The 26545-nt window shown below is 44.3% G+C and carries 26 protein-coding genes; 8 read left to right on the top strand and 18 right to left on the bottom strand.

The genetic code is table 11. The annotated features are described in order from the left end of the window. Positions 1–33: 33 nt before the first annotated feature. Positions 34–1038: an ABC transporter substrate-binding protein gene (locus tag BKM01_RS06540; RefSeq protein WP_072358884.1), complete on the bottom strand. Its 1005-nt coding sequence runs from the start codon at positions 1036–1038 to the stop codon at positions 34–36. A gap of 172 nt (positions 1039–1210) precedes the next feature. Between BKM01_RS06540 and BKM01_RS06535 the strand changes: the two genes are divergently transcribed. Beyond that, positions 1211–1738 carry a helix-turn-helix domain-containing protein gene (locus BKM01_RS06535; RefSeq protein ID WP_072358882.1) on the top strand — a complete coding sequence of 176 codons (528 nt, stop codon included), beginning with the start codon at positions 1211–1213 and terminating at the stop codon, positions 1736–1738. Between the two features lie 44 nt (positions 1739–1782). Here BKM01_RS06535 and BKM01_RS06530 read toward each other — a convergent pair whose 3' ends face one another. The 5 genes from BKM01_RS06530 to BKM01_RS06510 all read right to left on the bottom strand — a co-directional run bounded on the left by BKM01_RS06530 (position 1783) and on the right by BKM01_RS06510 (position 10177). After that, positions 1783–5517 (bottom strand): S-layer protein domain-containing protein, encoded by a 3735-nt coding sequence (locus tag BKM01_RS06530; protein ID WP_072358880.1) that lies wholly within the window; start codon positions 5515–5517, stop codon positions 1783–1785. A gap of 21 nt (positions 5518–5538) precedes the next feature. Further along, positions 5539–6528, bottom strand: a complete 990-nt coding sequence (gene thiL / locus BKM01_RS06525; RefSeq protein ID WP_072358878.1) for a thiamine-phosphate kinase — start codon at positions 6526–6528, stop codon at positions 5539–5541. Positions 6529–6731: 203 nt separating this feature from the next. After that, positions 6732–7550 carry an anaerobic ribonucleoside-triphosphate reductase activating protein gene (locus BKM01_RS06520; protein WP_072358876.1) on the bottom strand — a complete coding sequence of 273 codons (819 nt, stop codon included), beginning with the start codon at positions 7548–7550 and terminating at the stop codon, positions 6732–6734. Then, positions 7528–9756 carry an anaerobic ribonucleoside-triphosphate reductase gene (nrdD, locus tag BKM01_RS06515; protein ID WP_233125624.1) on the bottom strand — a complete coding sequence of 743 codons (2229 nt, stop codon included), beginning with the start codon at positions 9754–9756 and terminating at the stop codon, positions 7528–7530. Before nrdD ends, BKM01_RS06520 begins: the two co-directional genes overlap by 23 nt. A gap of 166 nt (positions 9757–9922) precedes the next feature. Continuing rightward, positions 9923–10177 (bottom strand): glutaredoxin family protein, encoded by a 255-nt coding sequence (locus BKM01_RS06510; RefSeq protein WP_072358872.1) that lies wholly within the window; start codon positions 10175–10177, stop codon positions 9923–9925. A gap of 329 nt (positions 10178–10506) precedes the next feature. Here BKM01_RS06510 and radB point away from each other — a divergent pair, with 329 nt between their 5' ends. After that, a complete protein-coding gene (radB, locus tag BKM01_RS06505; protein ID WP_072358864.1) occupies positions 10507–11184 on the top strand; it encodes a DNA repair and recombination protein RadB in 678 nt (225 codons plus the stop codon). An 11-nt stretch (positions 11185–11195) separates the two neighbouring features. On the opposite strand, the gene BKM01_RS06500 is transcribed toward radB, so the two are convergent. The 9 genes from BKM01_RS06500 to BKM01_RS06460 all read right to left on the bottom strand — a co-directional run bounded on the left by BKM01_RS06500 (position 11196) and on the right by BKM01_RS06460 (position 19664). Further along, positions 11196–11924, bottom strand: coding sequence for an RAD55 family ATPase (locus BKM01_RS06500; RefSeq protein WP_072358862.1), 729 nt, complete (start codon positions 11922–11924; stop codon positions 11196–11198). A gap of 120 nt (positions 11925–12044) precedes the next feature. Continuing rightward, complete coding sequence (locus BKM01_RS06495) at positions 12045–12440, bottom strand: hypothetical protein (RefSeq protein WP_072359603.1); 396 nt, start codon at positions 12438–12440, stop codon at positions 12045–12047. Positions 12441–12453: 13 nt separating this feature from the next. Continuing rightward, positions 12454–13071: an NTP transferase domain-containing protein gene (locus BKM01_RS06490; RefSeq protein WP_072358860.1), complete on the bottom strand. Its 618-nt coding sequence runs from the start codon at positions 13069–13071 to the stop codon at positions 12454–12456. After that, positions 13056–13883 (bottom strand): adenosylcobinamide-GDP ribazoletransferase, encoded by an 828-nt coding sequence (gene cobS, locus BKM01_RS06485; RefSeq protein WP_072358858.1) that lies wholly within the window; start codon positions 13881–13883, stop codon positions 13056–13058. The genes BKM01_RS06490 and cobS overlap by 16 nt, the downstream gene beginning before the upstream one ends. Further along, a complete protein-coding gene (gene cobZ, locus BKM01_RS06480) occupies positions 13880–14464 on the bottom strand; it encodes an alpha-ribazole phosphatase CobZ (protein ID WP_072358856.1) in 585 nt (194 codons plus the stop codon). The genes cobS and cobZ overlap by 4 nt, the downstream gene beginning before the upstream one ends. An 18-nt stretch (positions 14465–14482) precedes the next feature. Further along, the gene (locus BKM01_RS06475) at positions 14483–15481 is read right to left on the bottom strand and encodes a cobalamin biosynthesis protein (protein ID WP_072358854.1); all 999 of its coding nucleotides are present in this window, start codon (positions 15479–15481) and stop codon (positions 14483–14485) included. Beyond that, positions 15478–16956 carry an aminotransferase class I/II-fold pyridoxal phosphate-dependent enzyme gene (locus tag BKM01_RS06470; protein ID WP_084006257.1) on the bottom strand — a complete coding sequence of 493 codons (1479 nt, stop codon included), beginning with the start codon at positions 16954–16956 and terminating at the stop codon, positions 15478–15480. Before BKM01_RS06470 ends, BKM01_RS06475 begins: the two co-directional genes overlap by 4 nt. A 122-nt stretch (positions 16957–17078) precedes the next feature. After that, entirely contained in the window at positions 17079–17831 is a 753-nt protein-coding gene (locus BKM01_RS06465; protein ID WP_072358850.1) for a tRNA (adenine-N1)-methyltransferase, read from the bottom strand. Between the two features lie 9 nt (positions 17832–17840). Continuing rightward, positions 17841–19664 carry an HD domain-containing protein gene (locus BKM01_RS06460; protein WP_072358848.1) on the bottom strand — a complete coding sequence of 608 codons (1824 nt, stop codon included), beginning with the start codon at positions 19662–19664 and terminating at the stop codon, positions 17841–17843. 84 nt (positions 19665–19748) lie between these two features. Here BKM01_RS06460 and BKM01_RS06455 point away from each other — a divergent pair, with 84 nt between their 5' ends. Together BKM01_RS06455 and BKM01_RS06450 are read left to right on the top strand one after the other, a co-directional pair. Continuing rightward, a complete protein-coding gene (locus BKM01_RS06455) occupies positions 19749–20768 on the top strand; it encodes an S-methyl-5-thioribose-1-phosphate isomerase (protein ID WP_072358846.1) in 1020 nt (339 codons plus the stop codon). Between the two features lie 69 nt (positions 20769–20837). After that, entirely contained in the window at positions 20838–21011 is a 174-nt protein-coding gene (locus tag BKM01_RS06450; RefSeq protein ID WP_072358844.1) for a preprotein translocase subunit Sec61beta, read from the top strand. Between the two features lie 30 nt (positions 21012–21041). On the opposite strand, the gene BKM01_RS06445 is transcribed toward BKM01_RS06450, so the two are convergent. Next, the gene (locus BKM01_RS06445; RefSeq protein WP_072359601.1) at positions 21042–21329 is read right to left on the bottom strand and encodes a signal recognition particle protein Srp19; all 288 of its coding nucleotides are present in this window, start codon (positions 21327–21329) and stop codon (positions 21042–21044) included. A 115-nt stretch (positions 21330–21444) separates the two neighbouring features. Here BKM01_RS06445 and glmM point away from each other — a divergent pair, with 115 nt between their 5' ends. Beyond that, positions 21445–22791, top strand: a complete 1347-nt coding sequence (gene glmM / locus BKM01_RS06440; protein WP_072358842.1) for a phosphoglucosamine mutase — start codon at positions 21445–21447, stop codon at positions 22789–22791. 3 nt (positions 22792–22794) lie between these two features. Here glmM and BKM01_RS06435 read toward each other — a convergent pair whose 3' ends face one another. Both BKM01_RS06435 and BKM01_RS06430 read right to left on the bottom strand, forming a co-directional pair. Beyond that, on the bottom strand, positions 22795–23403 hold the full coding sequence (locus BKM01_RS06435) for an endonuclease dU (protein ID WP_327078529.1): 609 nt from the start codon (positions 23401–23403) through the stop codon (positions 22795–22797). Continuing rightward, a complete protein-coding gene (locus BKM01_RS06430) occupies positions 23396–24685 on the bottom strand; it encodes a proteasome-activating nucleotidase (protein ID WP_072358838.1) in 1290 nt (429 codons plus the stop codon). The genes BKM01_RS06435 and BKM01_RS06430 overlap by 8 nt, the downstream gene beginning before the upstream one ends. A gap of 85 nt (positions 24686–24770) precedes the next feature. Here BKM01_RS06430 and BKM01_RS06425 point away from each other — a divergent pair, with 85 nt between their 5' ends. The 3 genes from BKM01_RS06425 to BKM01_RS06415 all read left to right on the top strand — a co-directional run bounded on the left by BKM01_RS06425 (position 24771) and on the right by BKM01_RS06415 (position 26504). Then, positions 24771–25253: a multiprotein bridging factor aMBF1 gene (locus tag BKM01_RS06425; protein ID WP_072358836.1), complete on the top strand. Its 483-nt coding sequence runs from the start codon at positions 24771–24773 to the stop codon at positions 25251–25253. A gap of 9 nt (positions 25254–25262) precedes the next feature. Continuing rightward, on the top strand, positions 25263–26078 hold the full coding sequence (gene proC / locus BKM01_RS06420; protein ID WP_072358834.1) for a pyrroline-5-carboxylate reductase: 816 nt from the start codon (positions 25263–25265) through the stop codon (positions 26076–26078). 84 nt (positions 26079–26162) lie between these two features. Further along, positions 26163–26504 (top strand): DUF356 domain-containing protein, encoded by a 342-nt coding sequence (locus BKM01_RS06415; RefSeq protein WP_013036774.1) that lies wholly within the window; start codon positions 26163–26165, stop codon positions 26502–26504. Positions 26505–26545: the final 41 nt, after the last annotated feature.

Below are 26545 nucleotides of genomic sequence, written 5' to 3'. Positions count from 1 at the left end.
ATAATCAACAGGTCCTTAAAAAGTTTACTGTTTTTATTCAGCTGTAGCCTGCTCGTAGAAGCTCATGTCAAACATGTCTGCCCGGGTGAATTCTTCATTTACATAGCCAAGTTCATACTGGATCTGTGCATAGTCCACAGTGGATTCTGCAATAATAGTAGGATCAGCAATCAATTGACCATCCCAATCTTCCAGGGAAGCACGGATTACATCAACATCCCATCCCTGCCTGTCTGCATAGAGCTGTGCAACTTCATCCTGGTTTTCGTTACTGTATTCTGTACCCTTTATATGGGTCTTTACAATCTCAGTCACCAGATCGGGATGATTGCGTATCAGGTCTCCGCTTACAACAACCACACAGCAAACATGGTCGGGAAGCATTTCACCGGAATATACAACGGACCTGCCATTACCCTCCTCTGCAATCAGAGTAGGAGCTGGGTGTGGAAGGAATACTGCATCTACCTGTCCTGCAGATATCGCAGAGATTGCATCACCGGGACCCATTGCTTTTATGTCAACGTCATTATCCGGATCAATACCATTATCTTTCAGCCAGTTACGCAGGATCGTATCCTGAATTGTGCCCGGTGGGAAGGTTGCAATGTCTAAGCCTTTGAGATCATCAGGACCTTCATAGGCAATATCAGGACGCAGGACAAGATCGGACCCCTGGGAATTCGCAGCTGCTACTATTTTGGCATCAAGGTCACTGGCCAGAGTTGCCACAAAAGGAGCCGCCCCTACATAGGCCACATCCAGATCTCCTGCAAGCATGGATTGCATTTCAGGAGCGCCGGTCGGGAATTCATATTCTCTCACATTTTCCACACCATAGGGAGCAAGATCCTCTTCCCACCATCCCTTTTCCTTGGCGGTCATATAGGCAAGCTGATGTGTACTCGGCTGGTATCCTATATTGAGAGTGCTCACATCAGGCACTTCTTCGGTGTCTTCCTGAGAAGTGCAACCTGCGAGAAAGACTCCGCCTGTTACCATAAGCATTAATATCAGTATTGTATTGATTCTTTTCATAAGTAACCTCCATATTATATTTTCAGTGACAATATTACTATATAGCCAATATAGTAGATTGACAAAGAACCTTATTTATAACTTGCCTTTTTTCACAAGATAATATCCTAAAAGTATTAATAAGAGAGGATTTATAGCCTTTAAAAGACATTTATTTTCAGTAGGTGGAAAAATGAGTATTGCAGACAAAGTTATCGAATCAGCATTTGAATCCGATGAAGCGTTCCAGCATACTTTATTGAAGGTCATCAAGGAGGACCTGGGTCTTACAGCGATAGAATTTTCCGAGCATTCCTCCATTCCACCAAGTACCCTTTACAAACTTATGTCCGGCAACCGGGAACCCAATTTACGTACAATGCGCCAGATCGTGAAAACCATAAAGAAACTCGAAGGCTATGAGGGCGGTGAATTCATAGCCGTAATAGCATCCCGTCCGGTACTGGATAATATTAAAGAGACAAAAAGGAAAATTCACGGGAACCTGTGCACAATACGAGAGTATGCGGCCACCTCCATGGAAGAAGCAATCATTGCGGCTGTGCGAGCTGAAAGGGAAGGAGCAAGGGCACTTGTTTGTGCACCTATCGTAAGTCCTACGGTGGAAAAAATTATCAAAATACCCGTATCTACAATTATGCCAAAAGACAGTCTTCTCGAAGCAATCGAGAATGTGGCACGAAAAATGGAAATGGAATAAAAAAAGAAGAGGAGAGCGCTTTTGTAAGCGCTCTTATTCTGGTTTTACCTACCAAGCATGGAACGCAGGGATTCTGCGATCTCAGCGAATTTGGCAGTTCCGCCTGTGGCAAATATGTAGGCTGCACCTCCACCAACTACAAGGAGAAGGCCACCAAGGACATACCATACTATACTGGTTCCCTCTTCCACGTCCATGGTCGTTGACAGGCCGCCTGCCTTGACAAGATAGGTACCCGGTTCACCTGCAGTAGAGGTGAATTCAATGGTTGTGGAATTGTTCTGTCCGAGGGTTATTTCCTGGCTGTCTGTCACATTGTCGTTGATCGATAACTCGACAGTATAACTGCCCTCTGCATTACCCGTGTTGATCGAGTCAACCATTACCGTGAATTCCTCACCGGCAGTGGCAGGAAGCGGATCAATCCTCAGATTACTGAATTCGAAGTTTGCTGCCAGTTCATTGACCTTGATGTTCAATTCTGCATCAAGGTATCCATCCGCCTTGGCTTCCAGCTTGTGAGTACCGGGCTCTTTGGGATTGTAGGTTATCGTGCCGTCCTCATCAGTCTCACCCAGGGATGTGCCGTCAAAGAATACCTCGGCATCCTCCAGTGGTTCAGAGCCGATCGCCTTGACCACAGAGATGGTTATCGGTGTACCCTCAAAGACTTCCTCCGGGGAAACTTCGATACTGATCTTTTTGCTTTCATCATCAGGAGATATTACTTCAAAGTTACCTTTTGATGATACATAGCCTTCCTTTTCAGCTGTTGCAGTGAATTTACCGGCATCATCAGTATCATACTCGAAAACACCTTCATCAGAGGTGGTTCCAACCCTGTCACCATCAATCAGTATCGATGCATCCCTGATAGAAGCCCCACGAGAGGTTACTGTGAAAGTGATTTCCTCACCTTCGACAACCGTGGTTGGTTCGATATCGATGTCCAGAGATTCAGCGGGTTCGGTTTCTACTTCAACGAATGGATAGTAACGGACATAATCACCGTCATCGGCAACCTTGAATTTGACCTCACCCATGATGTCGATGGTGTCTCCTTCATCAAGATCGACCTCATCTTCATTTTCAAGGATAATGCTTCCAGTTGTACTATCAACTGTCATTACACCAAAGTCGTCTCCATCTTCGACTTCCAAGTAATCCTCGGATATCTGGAAGATACCTTCAACAAACACAGCACTGGTTTCGGTACCACTGAATACCTCATTGAAATGGACAACGATTATCGGTACATCATCTTCATCGCCAAGATCTTTCTCATAAACATATTCATCGTTGGAAGATATTATACCTGAGTCGACTTCGTCTCCGTCCTGAGTTAGTTCAATCATTACCCTTTCACCATTGACATCAACTTCCTGAATGTTAAGGGCATAACCTTCTTCCAAAATCAGGGAAGAGCCTGTATAGACCGATTTCTCATCGTCATCGTCTATAAGAACTTTCGATAGCTGGCCTTCGGACATAAGATCAGAATTATAGTTTTCACCTGCAAAGTTACTGCCATTATACCCGGCGAAATATTTCTCGGCCATGAAACCGATTACATGATATTCGCCCCAGCCACTGTTATCGTATTCAAATTCTACAGATACTGGTTTGGCTTCATAAATCAACTTTCCTTCATCAATTGATCCGTCATCATCTTCCACTTTGAGAGATTCACTGCTCAGTCCTTCATCTATGTTATAATAGAAACCTTCGAAGTTCAAGGGAGTCCAGGTAAATTCCTGATCTTCAGCAATGGTACCCCTGAGTTCATAGGTACCGGGTTCGGACATATCGACAAAGGGAGCAAATCTCAGAGTACCATCTTCATCATCTGCAACTATGAACTTGAGTTTACCCATGATGTCAATAATATCACCTTCTTCAAGATCAATGTCATCTTCATTTAACATCTTGATTTCATTAGCACCAACGTTGTCAATTTCCATCTCACCAAAGTCATCCCCTTCATCGATTTCCACATAATCATCGGAAATCTGGAAAATACCGTCAATAAAGACAGCATTTGTCTCAGTACCACTGAATACATCATCAATATGCACTGCAATTACGGGGACATCATCCACGCCTCCAAGATCCTTTTCATAAACATAGGTTTCATCGGAGGAAAGGATTGCATCATCTACCTCATCTCCATTCTGAGTAAGGCTTATCCATACACTGTCTCCATTAACATCCACCTGCTGAATATTTAGGTTGTAACCTTCCTCAAGAGTCAGAGATGATCCGGAGTAGATGGATTCGTCATCGTCTGTATCCAGAAGAACCTTTGATAGGATGCCATCTGACATCAGGCTAAGGTCGTTATCTACGATGGAGGATGATGTATCTTTGTAGCCGGCAAAATATCTCTCTGCCATGAAACCTATAATCTGATAACTTCCCCAACGATCTTGTTCAAAATCTTTGGGGATTGGGTTCGTGGTATAATTAAGGTTACCGTTCTTTATTTCACTATTACCAACATCGATAGTTATTTCCATGGTCTCTGAAGTGTCACCTGTATCAAGGTCATAGTAGAAGCCGGAGAAACTACGGCCATCCCATGTGTATATATTGGACTGGTCTGCATCTTCATCCCAGATACGGTTGCCCCATTCATAAGTGGCGGAATGAACTTCCCAATTCCATGAAGTTGAATTAGAACCATTTACATTTTCAAAAAATGCAGTAACAGTATAATTACCAGCAGATGCAGTTGAATTGGTATATGAAGCAGATGTGACACTTTCGTTGATCGGCGTTATATTTGTGCCATCGATTTGCCAAGTTACATTCACAGTCTGATCGATGTCAACAGAAAATGTCTCTGAATCACCGGTGCTAGTATCCACATCATTATTGGAAGGAGTGCGGTCTTCAAGTGATGGTGCAGGAGGATTGGAAACTTCCCAAGTCCATGAGGTTGAATTAGAACCATTTACATTTTCAAAAAATGCAGTAACAATATAAGTACCAGCAGACGCAGTTGAATTGGTATATAAAGCAGACATGACACTTTCGTTGATCGGCGTTATATTTGTGCCATCGATTTGCCAAGTTACATTCACAGTCTGATCGATGTCAACAGAAAATGTTTCTGAATCACCGGTGGTAGTATCCACATCATTACTGGAAGGAGTACGACTTTCAAGTGATGGTGCCGGAGGATCAGAAACTTCCCAAGTCCATGAGGTTGAATTAGAACCATTTACATTTTCAAAAAATGCAGTAACAATATAAGTACCAGCAGACGCAGTTGAATTGGTATATGAAGCAGATGTGACACTTTCGTTGATTGGCGTAAGATTTGTACCATCAATTTGCCAAGTTACATTTACAGTCTGATCGATTTTAACAGAAAATGTTTCTGAATCACCGGTGGTAGTATCCACATCATTATTGGAAGGGGTGCGGTCTTCAAGTGATGGTGTGTTCGAAACCTTCCAAGTCCATGAAACTGAATCAGAACCATTCATATTTTCAGCAATTGCAGTTACTGTATAGTTTCCTACTGATGCAGTTGAATTGGTATATGAAGCAGACATGACACTTTCGTTGATTGGTGTAAGATTTGTGCCATCAATTTGCCAAGTTACATTTGCAGTTTCATTCAAAGTCACATCAAATTGTATTGAATCACCATATTCACTGGACGTACTACTAGAGGGATTACTATCTATTATAGAAGGTGAACCAATCGCAACCCCTGAAAACATTCCAATAATCATCAATCCTATCAATAAAATTTTAAATCCGGTTTTCATACCATAATCTCCTTTGTATAATCATATCTGTTCAGATGTCCCTATATGTAAATAACCTTTTCGATTAATAGCAAAGTTTGCCCCATCTTTGCCAATCAAAATAATACCCGCATCAATGTCAACAATTTCTCCTACAACAGTTAAATAGGATTCGGCCTGTAACGCATCGAACATCTCCCTTGAAACCGTTACCAATAACTCGAAATCCCCGCCTGAATACAGCGCCATATCCAGGGCTTCTTTTTCACTTGAAGCAATATCAAAAACACGCCTGTCTACTGGCAGCAATTCTTCCCTCAGGACAAAACCCACGTCATTAACAGATGCAAGATCATACAGCGACAGTGCCAGCCCGTCACTGGTATCCATGGCAGAGGTCACAGCACCGCTTTTTGCAAGCATCCTGCCCTCGGCAATCCTGGGTACGGGTTCCAGAAGGGGTTTCATGAAATCGTCATCAAAATCAATATTTTTCAGATAGGCTTCCAGGGCTGCCCCGGCTGCCCCAAGGGGGCCGGTAACACATACCAGATCTCCCGGTTTTGCCCCTTTGCGGGTGAGAAGTTCTTCTTTGGAAACCCTGCCCAGGGCAGTTCCTGTGATGGTAAGTTCCTCATGGGAATCCACATCCCCTCCAATTACAGAAGTTTCGCAGAATTCTGCACAATCCCGCATTCCCCGGGCAATTTCCCCGGCGTCTTCCATAGACATGTTTTTGGGATAGCCCACCGCTGCAAGCAAACCCAGGGGATGGCCGCCCATTGAAGCAATATCACTGAAATTCACCGCAGCAGACATCCAGCCGATCTGCCAGGGAGTCATCGTATCGGGAAAATCAGTCTTCTGGTGCAACATGTCCGTAGTAACTACAAGGTACTCCCCGCCAAATTCAAGGACCGCACAGTCATCATCCCCGGCAGGTACCTTTAATTCATCTTTTCCCTTGCCAAAAACTGAAGCCAGCTGTGCGATAAACGCACGTTCATCAATATCCTTTATCGTTGATACCATCGAAACCTCCGAAATATCCAATGCCTATCTGCGCATCATATCAGCAATACGAATGTTCTGGTTTATCAAATCAGAAGGCATCGGAAAAAGCCAGAAAGCACACCTGCAGATCAACTACCTGCAGGACAGGCAATAATTCAGCAGGTATGCTTCTCATAACTATATCTTACAAAAGGTACTGCTGGCACATATAAAGAACTTACTTAAACTACAGACTGGTTTGAAGTTATTTTTTCAGTGCCGTTTTTGCCTGTACGTATAGAGACATTATTCAGGAAAGGAGTTGCAGCATTACCCAGGGATAAAAGTTCATCCCGACCCAGGGGAGAGAGATCCCTCAAGTTCCTGTCCATTGAGTGTTCCGTTTCGCCCTGCTGGATAAAATAAGGAATATCCCTTCCAGCACATTTAACAATAGAAGAAGCAATGGATTCAATATCCTCGGGTTTATCCATAAAACCTGGCAGCACGGTTGTCCTCAATTCCTGCAAGAGTTTGTTCTCCGCAGCCATTATAATAGAACGTTGCACATTATTCACAGCATCTGCCGGTGAAATTGTCACAGCAGGATAGGAGCCATAACCAATCATCCTGCCATAATCCTCGGCATTTTCAAGAGAGGCTTTGACATCGATAAAAACACCATCAACCAATTCATTTTCAATAAGATCTTCCAGAACATCGGTGTGTACACCATTGGTATGTAGCCCGACCAGAAGCCCCATATCCCTGGCCATTTGAGCGATTCCAGAAACTGCCTGCTCCTGTTGCAGGGGTTCACCACCGGAGATTACCACAGAACTCACAAAGGGACGGGAAGTTTCCATTAACTGTTTTATCTGGGAACTTTCGACCAGCTCATAACCATTCAAAATAGAATAGTTCTGGCAGTAGGGACACCTGAAAGGACAATCCCTTAAAAAGAAAACTACAGAGGCCTTGCCCGGCCAATCGAGGGTAGAAAGGGGGACATAGTCCCCGAAATTTACCTCGAAATCTTTAACGCATGTCCGGGGAGCCATATCTCATCCTGTCCGCAAGTTCCTGTTTCTTGGCAGCATTCCATCCGCCTACAGACTGGATATAACCGGTAACCCTGGAAAGGTGCTCCACATTATCTGATTTACAATTCTCACAACAGTCCTGTAATCCGGACATCATATGGAAATCATTCATACAGACAGTCATATCTTTTGTAAAAGCAAAGTAGCCGGTCTGGGTGTTGCGTGCAAGATGCATGGTAAAGTCTTTCAGTCCCTTTGCATCGGGAGAACCTTCACCAAGCCAGATGTGCATGATATTACCCCCATCGACAATAGGGAAGAATACATGCTCCACATTGATCCTCTCCATCAGGGATAGGTCTGCTCCCGGTGGTGCATGTGTACCATTGGTGTAATACACAGGCAAATCGTGTGTTTCCTTGAGTCTGGAAACCGAGGATTCCACATCTCCCTTGAGAACCGAAGCAGCCTTTTCCCTGTACTCATCATGAAGCAGGTCTGAAACACCGAATCTCTGACAGGTGGTTTCAGCAGGCGTCCGTGCAAGAGCTATCTCAATTCCATGTTCCTGTGAAATCTTGCGGGCATGCATTTCCATTTCTGTCATTGCCCTGACTGCAATCTTGAAAGCCTCTTTTGACTCATGCATCTGGGAACCTGTATGGTACTGGACCATCTCATTGATACCCACCACACCTATGGTAAACACAAGACTATCCATATCAACAGCAACAGCACCTTTCTTACCGGTAACTGGGTCCTTGGGCTGCTGGGTGGCAAAGGGCATCCTGCCGGATTCAATGATCGGGGTCATCCATTTGAGTTTGGTATGGAACACCTCAATTGCCCTGTCCATCAAACCCTTAAGCTTTGAGAATAGTTCCTCATCATTACCCTGTGCCTCGTAGGCAGCCCTTGGGCAATTCAGGGAAACAACCTGCCAGGAACCCATGGAAAAGTGTTTTCCGTCCGTGAAGTTGAGCTTTTCATCAAATTCATCATCATCTTCTGCATTTGCAGAAAACTGATAGGCACAGCACTGGTAACAGGAAATTCCTTCACCTGCACCCCTGTAAGGAGGAAGCTGGTTATCAAAGTAAGGAGTGCCAAACTTGGCGGTAAGTTCGAATGTCAGGTTATAAAGATCATCATAGGTCGGAAGTTCTGGATGGGCACGATTGAACATCTCGTCCTCTTCCATGAAATCAGGTTCAATGGAGATCTCAGGTTTGGGGAAATTAAAGGGTTTACCCCAGTAATCACCTTCAAGCATGACATTCATAAGCGCCTGGAAACCAAGACGTACCTCCCTTTCATACTCACCATAGACCCTCACATCACTACCATCTGAACCATCCCAGACACGTCCGCGATAGACTACAGGTTTATCTCTCCAGAGTTTTGGAACCCCGGGAGAAAGCTGTACGGAGGAAAAGACAAGCTGTCCTCCCCGGGCTACCATCATCTGAGTCATCTCATAAACGAACATCTGCATCAGCTGTTCGATCTCCTTGTAGGACTTACCCTCTAAAAAGGGCGCAAGGAACGTAAGGAAATTATAGAATCCCTGACCTCCGGCAAAATTCGTCTGGGCACTACCCAGGGCTTTTACCGCATGAAGAACTGCAACTTCGGCTTTCATTGCAGGACCGGCAACACTTGCCTTGGCACCGGAACCATCCGGCATGAGTCCATAATAGAAGAAATATCTCAAATCCCAGTCCTGACAGAAAGCCCGGGTTCCCATGTATTCCAGATCATGGATATGCAGATCACCATTCAGGTGAAGGTCGGAAAGTTTGGGTGGCAGAAGTAGAAGATACTGTTCCTTGGAGATTTTGTCGGCCTTTTTCTTGTGGGAGGTTTCCGCATTCTCCTGGAGATTGGCATTTTCCTTGGCTTCAAAGCCGGTACCCATATCGATCTCGCAGGCATCATAAACAGGAGTACCTACCCTGGTGGAAATATTACGCCATTCCACATCATTGCGCTCAATCAGGACCATATTAACAACTTCCCTGATTAGCGGGCCGGAGAGGAATCTGAGATTCATACTACGAATTCTTTTTTCCGTTTCCTTTGCTATACCAAGGGCCTCATCCCGGGTGATAGCCGGGATCCCATGGAAACGTTCACTGAGAGAGGTTTCTTTTAGCAGCTGGTTTACAACGATATTGCGATCCCATTCAACCATGTGTCCGTCAGTGGTCCTGACTTTAGGCATTATTGAAACAAAACTACCGTCAAGAGTCTGCTGTCTTGGAGATGATTCGGAAGTAGTTTCAACAATATTGGACGAAGGGATGGTGTCCTCAGGGACACCGCTTATATCGGTATTTTTTACTTTCTTTTCAATTTCTTCTGCCATAGAATCCATATTAAGCCCCCATTTAATTTAGCAAATCCTGAAGGACATCCATATCCACATCACTGCCTTTGAATATACTGTCAGATGTAAGGAAATCATCCCCTATCTGCAATACAGGTGCTTCACTTGTAAAGACACCATTTATGCGCAGTTCTGTAAGTGCTTCTGCAGATGTCATATCTGCTTCTTCAAACTGTACATTATTCTCTTTTAGCGTCGCTTTCAGACGGGCACATTTCGGGCAGACATCGGTGGTATAGATAATAATTTCAGACATGATACTCCATCCTTGTAACAATAAACACCATCAGGAGAGCCAAAGAAGATAGAAAGGAATCAACAACCATGAATAAGATTCCGATTTCCCCTAAACGACTGACTTCCCGCAGTAAGTAGATACGAAATAGGATTCATTCATTTATAATGCTTTTTCACCCTATGTCTGGATACACTGAAATACGCTTGGTAACAAATGTGGTATACAAATAAATAGCCTAATTTTTTTGAATTTATTGCATTATCAGGTCTGATAACAAACAAAAAAGAACGTTTCCAAAAGATGTATAACCTAAACACCAATAATAGCAGTAACTTGAACCAATTGAGGTGTACAATATAACCGACTTACTTACATCAGGGTGCAAACCCATAGATGAACTGCTTGGAGGTGGATTCGAAGCAGGAGTTGTGACCCAGATATATGGAGAATCCGGAAGCGGAAAGACAAACCTCTGCCTCCAGCTTGCAGTCCATTGCGTAAAGGGTGAAAAAAAAGCAATTCTTGTTGATACTGAGGCAATCTCACCAGAACGTTTCAGTCAGATAGCAGGTGAAAATGCCAGGGAAATTGCCCAGAACATAATCATCTATGAACCCCACAGTTTTGAAGAACAATATTCTGCAATCCATGAGATAGAAAAAATAAGTGCCCAGAACATCGGACTTATAATTGTGGATTCAGCAACTGCTTATTACCGCTTTGGCCTTGAAGATGAAGAGAAAAGTATCCGCACTCGCAGGGAACTTGCCAATCAGATTGGCTATCTGCACGGCCTGGCCCGCAAAAGAGGAATTGTAGTTGTTATCACAAATCAGGTATACTCAGACATAGGAAGCGGCAAACTGAAACCTGTGGGTGGCAGTACGGTCGAACATATGTCAAAAACCATAATTCAGCTTGAGCGTACAGGCGAGAATAAAAGAAAAGCCAACCTGCTCAAACATCGCTCCCGTCCGGAAGGATTGAGCAGGGAATTCATAATTACCGAAGAAGGGCTGGAGTAAAATAAGAATATTCACTCCAGATACGGAGATTGGGCAAGCACCGACATCCCATTATCCGAAATATTAAGTACACGCACCTCATTGATTGTGCTCGAGCCCCTCAATTTCATAACAAAGATGGTACGCTGGAGATTATTGCCCACCCTGACACGTTCCAGTTTGACAACTGAATCGGCACCATATTCCACCATCTCATCAAGGCCAAACATCTTGCCTACTGAAATAACAGAAGTTACATCGCGGCTGCGCAGGACACCAAACACATCATCTATGAGGGTCCTAAGTTTGTAATTTGAATCTATTGCAAGGAAAAGGGCCTCTATTGAATCAATGAATACCCTCTGAGGCTGCACATCATCTATTTTGCTTTCAATTAGCTTTTTGAAACTCTTTATAAGCTCTGAGGGTGCGATTTCCACACTTTTCTGGAGACGAAGCCCCGGATCGGTTATATCGACAAAAGAAAGTAAGCCATCATCCTCAAGTTTCTTAAAATCCCAGTCAAAGGATGCTTTCATTTCCCGAACAATGGATTTGGATTCTTCCGATGTGATTATACACATCACCTTCTCCCCGTTCTTTGCCCCCTCATAAATGAACTGAGATCCAAAAATTGTTTTACCGGTACCTGATTTCCCGGAAACAACGTTTGCAGTACCTTTAAAGTACCCGCCTTTGAGCATCTCATCCAGTCCCTTAATACCAGTACTAATCCTTTCAGGAATTGTGGTTTCTTCCATTTGAAACACCTTATAAATATCTCACAATGTAATTAGAACATAATAGCAAAAATATCCACCTGTGATAAACCACAATGGAATTTATTTACATATAAAATAAGGGATTCCTGATATAAAAATTCATGTATCTTCCCCGGAATTTAACAAAAAATCGCTTTCATCAGACGTATCCGGTTCTTCGACAACTTCTAGCAACACCTCACTGAAAAGTAATTTTTCCAGTGTACGTGTGATATAGCTGCGTTGCTGATGTTTACTTATATCCTCCCCGAGACGCAAGTCAGAATCAACCTGTACCCTCCACAATGCCAGCCGGAAATTTTCAGGGTCCTTTATGTCCATAGTATAGAATTTCTCCAGGAAAAATGGAAGAATAAAAGGATTGTCCACAACTTCACACAATAAGAGATATTCTTCAGCGAAAGAATTTGTGATATCCAGGTTCTGCGTACCCACAATCAGCCCTAATGTATCCAGAGAATAATCCTTGCCTTTAATATTGACACAATTTGTCATAGATAACCCCGAATTATTTATTATGTCTTTTTTCAAGAACATCAGTGCAGCGCTGCAGATCCTCTGCAGTATTGACATTCAGGGCTACTTCAGGGTCTTCCAGAAGATAATTATAATATTCCTGTTCCTCCCGGATTTTGCTTCCGTCAAGGATATTTATTCCGGTGGGGACTATGAGATTACCACTCCAGTTGAAAACAGTATCCGGACGCAAACCTATCTCTTTACACAGGGAAAGGGGTATAAATACCGACATTGAAGGTTTTCCACACCTGTAATATTCCTCCACAATGGAATCAATAAGACTGGCTGTTATCAGGGGCAGGTCAGACATGATTACCATCAGGGGCTCTGCAACTTTTGCCTGTTCCACAGCATAAACCATATCGCCAACATAATTATCGCCTGCAGTATCAATGGTTTCGACTTTACCCTCATAACAATTTTGTACAACTTTTTCGGTGTGAGGTGTAAAAGGAGACACCGTCACATAAACATCACCTATGCTTTCTGACTCCTCCAGAGCATCCACAACATAACATATCATGGGCTTACCCAGTAGATCTACACAGGGTTTCTCACCCATACCCAGACGCAAACCCTGTCCACCAGCCATTATAAAAGCATCCATGAAAGACCTCCATAGCCTGCATTGATGGCAAATAGCGCCAGAGTAATGGCGATTAAAGAAGTAAGCCTGGCAATTTCATTGGCGGTACCAATACAATCCCCGTTGACACCACCAAAATGCCTGTTGGAAACATTGAGAACTCCGAAGGCCCCCAATATGGCTGCCACAAAACCTATCAGACCGATTAAACCCAGCCCGAGAACCGATACAATACCACCCATTATCAGGCCAGCCAGATATTTACCTCCATCCGTTTTGTCTATCACCATGGAACCCAGGCCTTCATGGATCGATTTGCCAAAAGCTGCTATTGTAAGCATACCCTGTTTGGCACCGATCTCCGCCACAAGCAGGCAGAGGGGCAAAAGTGCCCAATGTGGCAGCGATGATATGGCACCTGTCATGTATATCTGCTGCTGAAGAGAGGAAATACTGGCATAGAGCAAAATCAGGCCTATGACACAATATGCCACCCCCCCTATACCCAGTGACATATCCTTAAGGGCCTTGATCTTCTTTTCAAGGGAACCGTGAGCCGTACACCCGTCACCAAAATCAGACAACCCGTCCAGATGATTGAGACCTGTTAGATAGTAAATAAAAACAATAACCAGGGCTGCGGAAATATTGGCGGGGAATACATACTCCACAATTCCTGTAAACATGCCAATCAAAAGACCCAGTATAATACCCGTAAAGACAAACAGGTAACTTCGTTTAACCAGTTCATCAAGGCCTTCCATGGTTATTCCCACGGGAATTGTCGATAAGAAACCAAAACCCGTCCTGACTGCGAGTAGAAATCCGCTCATCCGGCTATCACACCACCGCCGAGTTTTTCATCATCTTCTTTTTTGGAGTTGTCAATCTCTGCCATTCCCCTGGTATACATATTGGCAGAAACTCCTCCGATAAGTCCACCGATGACATCATCCATGAAAGGACCGAGTTCTACAAGTATACCCGGTTTTTGTTTGTCGAACCTGACAAACTCAAACATTCCCTTGTCACCACTGATATATTTGGAAATGCTCATCCCCAGTACCTCATCGGCTATCAGGAAGGTCAGGTCCCTTTCATAGGAATCACGACTTATGTTAGGCAGTGTCCCATTGCGACCCTCTCTTTCAAGCAGGATACCGGAATAGATCAGCATGCAAAGGTTGGGATCGGAAATAGCAAGACGAAGTTCCCTTATAAAAAGGGCTTCTGCTTTTTCACGTGTCTCAATTCCGGGGTGAGGTGTGTAAAGTCCCATTGAAGCTTCCACAAGTGCCTCTTCAGTAATACCCTCTTCCTTCAGGATATCCATAATATCATAAGTATAACCGGTATCAGCTTCTTCGGGCTGTTCTCCTTTTGTATTCCTGGATTCTACATCAGACAGTTTCATAGTATCACTTTGACCAGATTATATTAATTTCCATATAAAGTTTGTAAATACATAAATTACAAGCGAAAAGCACGCTATAGATATAAGAGCGGCTCCTTCTACAAGCCGGTTTGCCCTTTTAATAGATTCCGCACCCGGGGATGCAAGTCCCTCTCCCAGTACATAAACTCCCGGTTTTTCCAGTTTGACACCTACAGCCCCTGCCACTGCTGCCATTGGATATCCTGAATTTGGAGAATCCGGAACCTTGCAATCTTTATTTGAACAGTAGTATGCGCCCGAAGGATCAAAAGACATATTTTTTGGCAGGATGTTCAGGAAAAATGCAGCTACCCAGATGAAAAACAGGGAGATCCGGGCAGGAATCCAATTAAGTACATCATCCAGTTTTGCCGAGAAGAACCCAACTTCCCTGTGTGCCTCATCCCGGTAGCCAACCATGGAATCAAGGGTACTTACAGCTTTAAAGGCATAAGCTGCTATCAGACCGAAGGGACCTGCTACAGAATAATAGAGCAGGGGAGAGAGAATAGAATCTACGTAATTCTCGGAAACGGTTTCTATGGCAGCAGAAGATACATGGGAGCCACTAAGTTTTGAGGTATCCCTGCTTACATACATAGAAAGTTGTTTTCTGGCCTCTTCCAGGGCCCCAACTTCCAGAGATGATGCAACTTCTTCTCCGGCAAATAACAATCTGCGGATAGCAAAAGTACTTTTGAGGAAATAGGCTTCAATAACTATACCCACAAGTTCAGGCACCACGGATTGACTCGACACTAAAAGTACAATATAGGCAATAAAGGATGCAAAAAGAATGCATGAAAGACCCATGAAAACACCGTAGGCTTTTCTTCCCGATGAAGGAATGTGCTTTTTGAAAATGCCAATCAGTGTCCCGATCCAGACCACCGGGTGCAGACGAGCCGGAGGTTCCCCAACTGCAAGATCAATTAACACAGCAAATAAAAGCACATAAATCATATGCATATAACCGGCAAAAATAAAATCCATCATAATAGGGGCTCCATTACCTCATCCCAGGCTTTTTTGAGTTTGTATTCCATCTCCCCCTCACATTTGAGGACATCAAGGAGTTTCTGGACAGTTGGTTTTTGGTGAACCAGGCCACATTTTTCACAACTCCACACCTTACCTCCGCTTGAGCGACAGACCCACCTGCCTCCTGTGCGCTCATCCCCACAGGGATAAAAGGGACAGAAGCAGAAAGTGCAATCCTGCCCTTTGAAATGGCAGGGATAATAGGGACATGCCCTGTTTGCACCAAGAGGCCTGACAGGTTCTTCGTCCAGTATCTGGTTAAGATTCTCCATGGCACTATCCCGGGCACTGTCAACTACAACTGTCCCTATAGCCTCTACAAGTCTATCAGTATCCTCTTTCGGCCTCACCGAGACCCTGATAAAATTACGGTCCATGGAATAAAATTCGGAACAATTCCTTACAAGAAGACCTTTTTCAGCGAGTCTGCGAGTCAGTTCGACTGAATCCAGACTTGCAGCGCTTACATCAACAAGGACAAAGGATGTATCGCTTTCATGTGTTTTGAATTTGCGCACCTTACTCAGGCGCTCCATAAGGTAGCGGCGGTTTTCCCGGACGAATTGTCTGGAAGCAGGCAAATAGGTATTAATCAGTTCTTCCTGCACATCCAGCAAGGAAAGAGCCGTTGCCTCTTCCAGCAAACCCAGGTTGAAGAGATTGCGTACCCTGTTCAAAATTGCTGCAAAATTCTCATTAGTAATACCAAAAGCAATCCCTGCTCCGGGAAGCGAAAATGTGTCTTTCAGGGAACGTATAACCAACAGGTTGGTATTATGAGATACTTCATCAACCATTGTGACGGATTCAGCCGCAAAGTCTATCAGACTTTCATCAACCACCAGCAGAGTAGAATGGTCATTACAGCGTTGCAGAAGAGAAATTAAATCGCTTTTTGAATAAAGATGGCCGAAAAGATTGTCCGGATTGGTAAGCAGGATTAGTTTGGCCTTGCTCAGCAAACCTGAAGATATGTTTCTTAAATTTTCCTCACAAACATAGTTCACTTCCCCACCACTGATTATACAATGTTTTTCATCGGCCGGATTCTGAGACCTGTTCAGAAGAACGGTATCACCTTTTTCAATTACCGAGGAAAATACCATGCGTATTACATCTTCAACCCCCAGAGCAGGAAAAATATTATCAGCAGCAATATTATTTCCAAAATATTTGGCAGCAATTGACCTTAATTCTGAATATTCATTATCAGGAAAGTATGAATACATGGATTCCACACGGGAAAAAATATCCTCCAGGCAGAGTTTGCAATCCGGATAATTAAAGGGACTGCCCAGAGGATTGGATGTTGAACTAAAATCAATTATAGCTGTTTCACTAATACCTTTTTCCAGAGCAATCCTGCGCCCATCTTCTAAAGGTTTCCTGATTGATTCAACATTCTTTTTCCATAATCCATTATCAGACACGTTAATCGAAATGAACTAATGAATAGAACCTATATTAAATTAATCAAATTGAGTTTCCTATGCTCCAGAATCATTAGTCCTGAAACATCATGTAAAAATAAAAAAGGTAAAGCTACCCTTGATCATTTTCTGGCAAAGGTCAGATAACCGGTGTGGCCCACCCGTGCAGGTGCGGGTCTTGTGCCTCTTTCGGATACAGATAATTCCCTTTCCAGACATTCAAGAGTATGTACACTGTAAAATCCTGCCTTCACTGCTTCCAGATATACCGCTTTTGCCTGTTCAATGAAAGGTGAATAAACAACAAGGAAACCTCCGGCAATCAGACTAGAACAGGCATACTTGACAGATTCTGCCGAATCTTTAATATCAAGTACTATAACATCGAAAAAATCACTGCCCTGCTTCATCACATCCACAATATCCCCGCAGCGAACTTCCACATTGGAAAGGCCGGCCATGGACAAATTGGCCCGGGCATTCTCCACAAAATCCTCACGAATCTCATAGCTGATCACTTCCTTTGCTACAGAACCCAGATAAATGGCAAGCACACCGCTGCCAGTACCGGCTTCGAGGACCCTGTCAGAAGAATTTATACCTGCATGGGAAATAATCTGGCCCACATCCTTGGGCATGATCGGTGCCCCCGTGCGTTTTGCAAGTCTGAACATATCCGGAGCCCTGGGCCTGATGACAGAGAATTGCTGACCCATATGGGACACAATGGTGCCGCCGGGTTTTATATCCAGCAAATCAGCCGTTTCAACAATACCAAATTCACAGTGGAACTGTTTACCCGAAACTGTGGTCAGGTATTCCCGGAATTTGTCTTTATGACGGGTGCGCAAAAGCACCGTTTCATTTTCTTTCATACATCCACCTCAGGGTTGTTGATAACGGCGTGCAGGAATTGTTACAATATCCCGGGGGATTGAGTGTTTATCCTGCCGGAGTATCTTTGTAAGCTCCCTGAATTCACGGCCGTAGGCTTCTGAAAGTTGTTTTCCATATTTAACTCCGTGCATCGTCAGGACATACTCATAGCGCTGGTGGAACCTGTTGTCTTTTTCATAATAACGCAGGTCTTCGTCCACTATACCCATTGCCACGAGCAACTGGATGTCTTCAAAAACCCTGTTGCTGTAAGGAAAACCATAGTCCCGATGGAATTTATAGTCAAAGAGGTTACGAAGGCTGACATCTTCACTGAACCGCTGGACCATGCGATATATCCAGGTTATATTACGTAAACGAGGAATTGAGACAAAGCCATCTTCCTCTTTCCAGAAAATGGAATTAACGGTATAGAACAACAAAATCAGCCCCTCTATGGGCAGGTAATTTTCCTGACGTATAAATCTCAGCAACTGGGGGGAAAGAGTATCAACAGTATGGCCTACAACATCCTTGAGCTGTGCAGCTTCTGGGCATCCTACACCATCAACAGGAGAAAAAACAACCAGTGATAGTTGCCTGGAAATTGCCCTGACCAGACCGTTTGCAAGGGCAGATTCATCGTAAAAGAAACTATCCTCACCGTTCACAACAACCCTTGTACTGCGAGGCACACCGCTGGCAACACTCAAATCTACAAAAACGTCCCCAATTCTCTTTTCAAGCTGCTCCTCGAACATCTTCTTGGCCACACCATGCCGGGCGATTGTAGACAGGGCCATGCGGGTTGCCGGGTTGAGGGTTTTCTGGTTAAATCGTACAATTGGGTCACAGATATTTCCCGCAAGGACTGAACTGATAAGCTGTTGTGCTTGATCGCTGCCATATGTTTTTATAAAATAGATCAAGTCCGCATCATTATATTGCGTGAAAAACAAACCCACCTCATTATTCACAGATTCTGCATCCCTCTTTTCCCCAAACACAGCCAGAGCATTTTCAAGAGCCCTCAATAACATAATTCTTGCAGACTGGGTATGAGGATGATGCACTATAGCATTATAGTGATGTGCACGGGCTATGAGCATTGATTCAGCAACCGTCAAAGTCATATCTTCATCATAACTGCAGCCATCCTTTTTACCCAGTACGATATTGCCATTGCGGATGCTCAGGTTCTGTATTATCTGATCCACGTCTATCAATCCCAGGGATATGCCCGTGTGATAGGAATCACGAAGCAAAAAATCTATTCGATCCGCATCTATATCACCGGATATTAACTGTCCCAGATAGGGCTTTTCCAGAAAAGAAGATTTACCTGTTGCCATGAGGGCGATTTGATCGAAAAAATCAACAGGATCCTGACCCAGCTCATCTTCAACGACTCTTGCAATATTACCGTTGTTTGCAAAACAATTCCTTATGACATATTCACTGAAAGCTTCGTGATTTTCCCTAATTATACCACCGTATTGTGGCTTAATATCGGGATTGCGTTTTAGGACATCTTCCACGGCATGAGAATATGCAGAGTGACCTACATCGTGCAAAAGACCTGCAACCTCTACTTTCACTTTATCCTCTTGCGGCAGAGACAGGGCATCGGCCATCAGGGATGCCATATGCATGGTACCCAGGCTATGTTCAAACCTGCTGTGCTTTGCACCCGGATAAACGATATCAACAAGACCGAGCTGCTGGATGGAACGTAACCTCTGCACCTGAGGAGTTTCCACCAGTTCCTTTTGGAGAGGATTCAACAGGATAGTTTTATGCACAGGATCATGAATAGCCCTTGAACTGACCATGGATGTGTATTTAGGTGGAAGATATATATAAAGGTGTAAAATATCTCAACCAGACTAAATTAATTATCATCAGAGTGAAACATAATGAGAACAATTCAATGGAATGCTGAGAATTCTACCGTGAGAATGATCGATCAGACCCTGTTGCCTGTCGAATACAGGGAAATCGAATGTGAAAATCTGGCCCAGCTGTGTGAGGCAATCAAATCATTGCGTGTCAGGGGAGCACCCGCATTGGCAGCAGCAGGTGCCTATGGTATTGCCCTTGCCAGCAAACTCAGCAGTGCAAATGACATGGAAAGCCTCCTGGAAGATCTCAAAAATGCCGCACGGATCATCTTGGCCACCCGACCCACAGCTATAAACCTGGGATGGGGAGTACACCGGGTGATCAAAGCGGTCTCAGAGGCCTACGACACCGCAGGCATACGGGATATAGCTCTCAGCGAAGCACAGGCCATTGCAGATGAAGATGTACAGATCAACAAAACTCTCGGCAAACATGGTGCTTCCCTGCTGGAAGACGGGGATACCGTAATGACCCACTGTAATGCCGGCAGACTGGCCTGCGTGGACTGGGGCACAGCCCTGGGAGTCGTACGCTCCGCCGTGGAACAGGGAAAAGACATCAATGTGATCGCATGTGAGACCCGGCCTTTGAACCAGGGAGGGCGGCTTACGACCTGGGAACTGATGCAGGACAACATCCCGGTCAAACTAATCTCGGACTCCATGAGTGGCTATGTAATGCGCCACGAGCTTGTGGACAAGGTGATAGTCGGAGCAGACCGCGTTACAGAAGATGCTGTATTCAACAAGATCGGAACCTACAACCATGCGATAGTGGCCATGGAACACGAAATTCCTTTTTATGTGGCAGCTCCTGCCTCAACCTTTGATTTCAAAGGCTGGGAAGGCAGCGTGAAGATAGAAGAGCGGGATCCTGATGAATTGCGCTACATGCAGGGAGTACAGATAGCACCCGAAGATGTACCGGTGATCAATCCTGCTTTTGACAGCACGCCGATGGAATATATTGAGGCGATAATTACAGAAAAAGGAATCTTCAGGCCACCATTCCTGATAGATGAAGTAAGAACCTGAGAGCGCAAGCTTTTAAAGTATAAAATACAATCAGGGAACAAGTAAACAAAAGGAAAGAGCTGGAAGAATATGGGAAAAAAGAAACAGAGTAACAACGGATTGATGTCTTCTGCCGGTCTTATGAGATATTATGAAGAGGACAAAAGGGCAATCCACCTGGACCCCAAAGCAGTTATAGTCTTTGGATTGCTTTGTGGATTTGCCGTCATTCTATTAAGTGCCAGTTATGGTACCTGGCCATAAAATTAAAATCATTAAAAAGAAAAAGGGCATTCAGCCCTGTCTATATTTTTTTATCGTTTTAGATATCTGTCTTGCCGTGGTAGATCTGGATTCGTTCTTATCCACCATGATACGTCCGCTTTTCTCCCACCAGGAACGTGGATAAGCTTTGTCTTTTTGAACCTCGGGATTAAGATCCAGGGACGCAGCTGCCTTTTCCATCTCTTCCAGACTCGGCTCCTTTACTGAACTTTTGCGAGATATAATCCTTCCTTCATTCCTGCTTTTGGAACGATCTATGGAAGCCGGCCAGATTACAAGCCTGCCTTCGTCTTTCATTAGCATGATCCATAGATTGGAATTCATTAAATATAATTCTTGGTGATAGACCAACCTCCTGATAAACCTAAAATAGTAAAGTGGCATCTAGTATAGCAAGTAGGAGAGTTTACAAATGGGCCTGTTCGGAACCAACGGAGTACGTGGTATAGCTAACGAATTCATCACACCTAAATTTGCAATCGATCTTTCCAGAAGTCTGGGGACCTATCTGGGAGAAGGTAAGACCGTAGCTATCGGAAGAGATACACGCATCTCAGGAGAGATGCTAAAAGCAGCTGCAATATCCGGTTTACTTTCAGCAGGTATAAAAGTAATCGATATTGGAACCTGCCCAACCCCATCTGTCCAGTATTATGTGCGCGAATATGCAGATGCAGGGATTGTTATTACTGCATCCCACAACCCCCGGGAATACAACGGCATAAAACTTATAGACGCAGATGGTACCGAGTTTTCCAGGGAAGGGGAGAAAAAGGTCGAAAATATCTACAATACCGGCGAGTTCCACACTGCTAACTGGAACCTGACAGGTGAACTGAACAAGGATTATAATGCCAATGATTACTACATCAATGGAATAATTTCATCGGTCGATTCAACAAAAATCAGCGCAAAACGATTCCGGGTGGCCATAGATACAGGATGTGGTGCAGGTTCTCTTACACTACCCTTCTTATTGCGTAAACTGGGATGTGATGTTATTACTATCAACGCCCAGCCGGATGGTACTTTCCCCTGGAGAAATCCCGAGCCAACCCCTGATGTACTGGGAGAACTCAGGGATATTGTCAAAAACTACGATGCTGACTTGGGAGTTGCCCAGGACGGTGATGCAGACAGGGCAGTCTTCTTTGATGAAAATGGTACATTTATTGATGAAGAAATACTGCTTTCCATGATGGCAAAATATGTGATATCGGGTAAAAAAGGCCCAATCGTAACGCCGGTAAGTTCATCCCGGCGTATGCTGGACATTGCAGAAAAAGCGTGTGTGGAACTTCACTGGACAGCTGTAGGATCCATTAATGTAGCACGCAGGATGATGGAAATAGACGCTGTTTTTGGCGGAGAAGGTAATGGAGGGCTTATTTTCCCCGAACACCAGTATTGCAGGGATGGAGCCATGGCATGTGCCAAATTACTTGACATAATGGCAACTGGAGTGAAACCTTCAAAGATGGCTGCAGATGTTCCGGAATATCACAATGCAAAAACAAAAGTGAAATGTGGCAATCTGAAAAAGACACTTGAAAACGTAGCCAGCCGTATACAGGAAGAAGGAATTGAGATTGATACCACTGATGGTTTCAAGATATGGTATGAAGACGGGTGGCTACTGATACGCCCTTCAGGCACCGAACCAATTGTCAGGATCTTTGCCGAAGCCAAAACTGAGCAAAAGGCAAACGAACTGCTGGAAAGAGGGGAAAAAATAGTACTGGATTCAATTCAGGATTAAAAATCAGGGTTTGCCGCAGGATTCCCCGCAAATAATACCGGTGGCAATAAGATGTGCAACCCTCAGGGGTTCAGGGATATTGCTATGGGTAGCACTTAACTGGACTATCCGGGTGGCGGAAATTTCATCGATGCCTGCACACTGGATATAAACGGGCGTAGGGGAGTGAGAAGTTACCACCCGGGATATACTGCCTGCTTTTTTTATTATAGCAAATCTTTCATCGGGGCATTCCAGATGATAGAGAGCATTTTTTATATTCTCAAAATTAGGCAGCGAGCGCATCAGCACAATCACACCCATTCCTGTGGATTCATTTAAGCGCACAATGTCAATCGGATTGAAACCCCCGTATGTGACTCCATCCAGCATTATCACACGAGCCTGATTCCTGTGTTTGCTGGCTGAGATCATCCTTATTAATGAATCGGTAGCATCCATACCATCCCTGGTAATGTAGGTGGATAATACTCCATCAAGCCACATTCCCCCTCTGAAAAAAGTCCCGACCACAAGTATACGGTCACTTACCAGAGCTGAATCATCAATACCCAGGATCCTTATTTCCGGTTTTATATGAAAAAGAGAAAAGGGTATACCCCCTTTAAACAAACATTGCACCCGGATGCTCATTGACTTGAGGTTGCCGGGGCTTTAAGACCTTATCGATGGCATCCATAAAGTCAGCCATTGTCACACTATCACGATCATTGCGCACAGCAAACATACCGGCCTCGGTAGTCAGTGCATGCAGATCCGCACCACTTGTATTTTCTGTAAGGGTGGCAAGTTTATCAAAGTCCACATCCCGGGCAAGGGAAAGCCCTCTGGAATGAATTTGGAGAATCAAACTACGCGATTCTTTATCCGGCATCGGGACCTCGACCATCCTGTCAAAACGACCCGGACGGATAATGGCAGGATCCAGGATATCAACCCGGTTGGTGGCTGCAATTATACGAATATCGCCCCGGTTCTCAAATCCATCCATCTCTGCAAGAAGTTGCATGAGAGTGCGCTGTACTTCCCTGTCAGCACCATTGGTGTCACTCAGCCGGGTTGCTGCAATGGCATCCAGCTCGTCTATGAAAATAATGCTGGGAGCTTTCTTTCTTGCCATATCGAAAACTTCCCTGACCAGCCGGGAACCTTCACCAATGTACTTTTGCACAAGTTCCGAGCCCACAACACGGATGAAAGTTGCGTCAGTACGATGGGCAACCGCTTTTGCCATCATTGTTTTACCTGTACCCGGCGGGCCGTGCAGGAGCACACCTTTAGGAGGTTCCACACCCACACGTTCAAAAGACTCGGGTTTAATGAGCGGTAGTTCGACACATTCGATAATATCCTGGATCTGATTATCCAATCCACCGATATCTTCATAGCTTATATCCTGGGATTCCAAGACTTCCATTGCTGAGACTTCCGGTTCTTCTGTCGAAGGGAGAACGTCCACAATAGAAAGGGTCTGCTGGTTCAGGGCAACCCTGACACCGGCAACCAATTTGGACTCATCTATATACTGGGAAACCCCTACCATGAACTGGGGTCCCGAACTGCTGCGTATCAATACTTTATTGGAATCAATGACATCAATTATATTTGCCACGATCAAAGGAACAGTTTTAAGCCGGTTAATCTCGGAGCGAAGTTTGCGAACTTCTCGTTCATACTTCACTTTCTGGGATTCGACATACTTTTTTTCAGATTCAATCTGATCGCACTGTTCTTTAAGTTTGCTGTTGCGGGATTCAAGTTGTTTCATCCTGTCCAGAAGGTACTTTGAAAAGTCTTCGTCTCCTTCAGAACTCATATAATCATATTCTACATCGGACATATTTTTAAATCCGTAATTCCCCTGATTTACCGTATCATCACTGGTTTCGTTCATATAGCTCCGAATAATATTTAAGTCCATAGGTATATAGCACTTTCGAAAAGAGGCATGGCAGCTTCCATGTAAGAGATGATTTTTTATGCAGTGTGAAATATGTGGTGCAGAGATAAAAGGGGAGCCTTTTAAGATAAATGTCGAGGGAAGCGAACTCAACGCCTGCAACCGATGTTCACAATACGGAACATCAGTAAGCACCCGGAAACCGGTATCCAGAAAGAATGCTCCTGTGCGGCAGGGGATCAAAAAGAGTTCAAAACCCAAAAAGAACCCGGTAACTGCTCCTACAGAAGAACTCATAGACGAATACGAACAAACCATAAGAGAGGCCAGGGAAGCAAAGGGCCTTACCCAGGAAGAGCTTGCTTCCAAGATAAAGGAAAAAGCATCCCTGATCAAAAAGATCGAGAAGGGAGACATCGTACCTGAAGATTCGGTACGTACAAAGCTTGAACATGCCCTTGATATCGAACTCACCGAGAAAGTGGGAGAAGACGACTGGGATACAAATACCCTGAACAGGGGCACTACTCTTGGCGATATAGTAACCATCAAGAAAAAATGAAGTGATATGATGCACCTCGAAAATAAGAAAGTCGGCATAATAGGGACCGGCAAGATGGGGCAAAGCCTGCTTAGAGGCATAATACGTGCAGGAAAAGCAAAGCCTGCAAATATCTATGCCAGCGATGTTTATGAACCTGCACTGCAGGCACTTAAAAGTGAACTTGGAATTAACGTATCAACAGACAATTTTGACACAGTGGATAATTCAGACCTCATCATTCTTGCGGTCAAGCCCCAGATACTGCGCAATGTACTGAGAGGTTTTGCAGACCATATCAATGAAAACAAACTCATAATTTCAATTGCAGCAGGAGTTCCTGCATCCACTATTGAAGAGGAGTTGCATGAAGATACAAGAGTAATTCGTGTGATGCCAAACATTGCAGCAACCGTCGGTGAAGCGGCCTCTGCAGTCAGTGCGGGGAAAAATGCATCCGCAGAAGATGCTGAAGTTGCAATGGAAATATTTTCAAGCATGGGTTCTGCTGCCCTTGTTCATGAACATCTCATGGATGCGGTTACAGGAGTTTCCGGGAGTGGTCCCGCATATATTTTCCCAATAATCGAGGCCATGGCAGACGGTGGTGTGCTTGAAGGACTTGACAGGGAAAGTGCACAAAAACTGGCAGCTCAGACAGTACTAGGCGCAGCAAAGATGGTCCTTGAAACAAAAAAACATCCAGCAGAGCTCAAGGACATGGTGACCTCTCCTGCAGGGACAACCATTCATGGTGTTCATGCACTTGAGAAAAACGGAGTAAGGGCGGCTTTCACAGATGCAGTGATGGCTTCTGCAAAACGCTCCCGTGAAATGGGGAAATAATTCCCCTACCTTTCCTGAAACGATACAAAAATTGATATAGTTGTATGATTTAATTAATTACAAAGCCTTCAACGGGGGGTTTGTATGAAATCCTTTGCGGTAATCAGGGGAGAAGACAAAAACAAAGTCAGGATTGCGCTGCACGATTTGCAGCAATACGGGAGCATGAAATTCAGTTCCTGTCCAAAACGTATCGAACCAAACTATGCAGATACTCTTCTTGTAAAGGTCGTGGGAGTACCCTTGCGTTCAAATTGTAAGTTTGCAGCACTTGTGGGTCTGGAAAATAATGCCGGCTCTGCGATAAACAAACTGAGGAAGATACATCCACCAGCCCATATTGTAATAATAAGCCCCAGGCACGATGCTTACGAAGAATTAATGGATAATTCTGAAATCTATCCTGAATTCGAAATAAACAATTAATGCATTTAAAAACATTAAAAAATCCTGCGAAAATTAAAGAA

Origin of the sequence: Methanohalophilus portucalensis (genome assembly GCF_002761295.1) — an archaeon.
GTDB lineage: Archaea > Halobacteriota > Methanosarcinia > Methanosarcinales > Methanosarcinaceae > Methanohalophilus > Methanohalophilus portucalensis.
The sequence above is the reverse complement of the archived record's forward strand: the minus strand, read 5'-3'. Positions and strand labels throughout refer to the sequence as shown.